General features: G+C 31.9%; 2 protein-coding genes. Both read left to right on the plus strand.

What is annotated here, in order from left to right; genetic code table 11:
* Positions 1 to 635: PKD domain-containing protein (locus U9R42_10605; GenBank protein ID MEA3496474.1), on the plus strand; the 635-nt coding region annotated here is incomplete at its 5' end.
* Positions 636 to 650: 15 nt separating this feature from the next.
* Positions 651 to 2311 (plus strand): hypothetical protein (locus U9R42_10610; GenBank protein MEA3496475.1); only part of this gene is annotated, 1661 nt, incomplete at its 3' end.

Here is a 2311-nt window from a genome sequence, read left to right on the forward strand (position 1 = left end):
TAAATTCTGTTGAATATAAACATGGAAATAATGATTTATCAAATCAAGGTTTTTGGATAAAAGCAGAAACTCAAGACCCCGTGTGTAGCACAAAATACGATTCTATTTTTGTACAAATCGGAGATATACCAATTGCAAAATTTGGAGCAGATGTAATTACAGGAGAAGTTCCCTTTGTTGTTAATTTTTACGATTCTTCAACAATTGCTTTTAATGCAATTTCTCAATACTTTTGGGATTTTGGAGATGGAAATTCTTCAATTGTTCAAAGCCCGATTTACACTTATCAAAATGTTGGAAATTATGATGTGATGCTAAAAGTAATTTCTGAACTCGGATGTGCTGATTCACTTACAAAAATAGCTTTCATAAATGCTAAAGTAAACGGAATTACAGAAATAGAAAATTCTGAAATATTGATTTATCCAAATCCATCAAATGAAAAAATTTACATCAAATCAGAAATAAAAATGCAATCCATTAATTTATATAATTCCTTAGGAAAGTTAATTTTAGAAACTCAGGATTTAAACGCAAAAGAATTTGAATTGAAAAAGCAAATCAAGGGAATTTATTTTTTAAAAATTGGACTAATTGATGGAAATAAAATTATAGAAAAAATTGTTTTCGAATAAATAAAAATTATAATTATGAAAAAGAAAAAATTAATATTGATAGCATTGCTAATAAGCATGTTTTTTATAAACAAGCCAGCAAAGTCAAGAATAATGGGTTCAGACTTGACTTGGACATGCATAGGTCAGGACAGTTTTTTAGTAAAATTAACGCTTTACAGAGATTGTAACGGTGTTCAATTACCTAATACTGTCAGTATTCCAATAAAATGCAAAGCAACTAACCAATTAATTACAACTCTTACGATTGCCAAGCCCACACCTACAGACATTACACCTGTCTGTAATTCATCTTGTACAAGATGTCAGTCATCATCCTGTTCATTTCCTTATGGAATTGAACAATACACATTTCAAAAGCTTGCTGTTTTGAGCAGTGCAGGGAGTTGTTGTGAACTAATTATGAGTTTTCAAATGTGTTGTCGCAACTCAAGCATAACAACAGGTGCCGCAAACAAAGCATTTTATACTTTTGCAGAACTTAACAGGTGTTTAACACCTTGTGATAATTCTCCTCAATTTACTAATCCGCCAATATTAGTTGCATGTATCGGGCAAGATTTCACGATTAACCATGGATTTTTTGATACGGATAAAGATTCACTCGGAAGATTGTCAGACTCCTTAGTTTATTCATGGGGACATCCTTTAAGTGACTCAGGTTCTAATATTCCCTACACAGGTTCATACACTTATAAAAAACCAATTTATTTCTGGGGATTTCCTAATGCTAATTTACCATTTCCTCGTAGTTTTCACTTAGATTTACATACTGGGGACATCTCTTTTAGACCTATGAAAATTGAACAAACCGTTATGGTTACCAAAGTTGAAGAATTTAGAAATGATACTTTAATAGGGCAGATAAGGCGAGATATTCAGGTAATTGTTATCAACTGCCCGAACAACCATGCTCCATTGTTAAGCGGACCATTTTATAAAGAAGTTTGTGCCGGTGATTCTGTTACTTTTACAATAAATACAAATGATTACGACTCTAATGACACGCTTAGAATTAGCTGGAACAATGCAATAACAAATGCCACTTGGTCTTCGAATAATGGAATTGTAAAACACCCTACGGGTAATTTTACATGGGTACCTCAAAATAACATGGCTAGTACAATTCCTTATGTTTTTACGGCTACTGTAAAAGATGATGCATGTCCTGTAAACGGTAGTTCTACACGTGCTTATCAGATACTTGTTAAGTCTAACCCAAATATTACTATTTCTGTAATTGATTCAGGATGCAATAATTTCTTTTTTAAAGCTACCCCAACAAATCTACTATATGAATGGAAATGTTTTTTTAATCCGTTAAAATCAGTTACAGCTTCAGGTTTTAATCATCATTTTAATCAATTTGGGAAATTCCCCTTTCAAGTAAAAGCCATTAACAATCAATGCACAAATACCATTTATTATGATACTTTGGTAATTGATACTTTTCCGTCTGCTGTTTTGCCAAATGATACACATTTATGTTATGGGAATTCGCTTAACATTACCGCAACAATTTCTCAGGAAAACTATAGTCTTAGATATTTCTGGAATACAGCTGATTCGAATGTCAAGCAAATTACTGTAGGTCCTTTGTATGCTGATACACTCATTGTTTTTTCAGTAGAAGATTCAAATAATTGCATTTATTCGGATTCTATGTTTATTGATGT

The organism is Bacteroidota bacterium (assembly GCA_034723125.1).
In the GTDB taxonomy this organism is placed as follows: Bacteria; Bacteroidota; Bacteroidia; order CAILMK01; family JAAYUY01; genus JAYEOP01.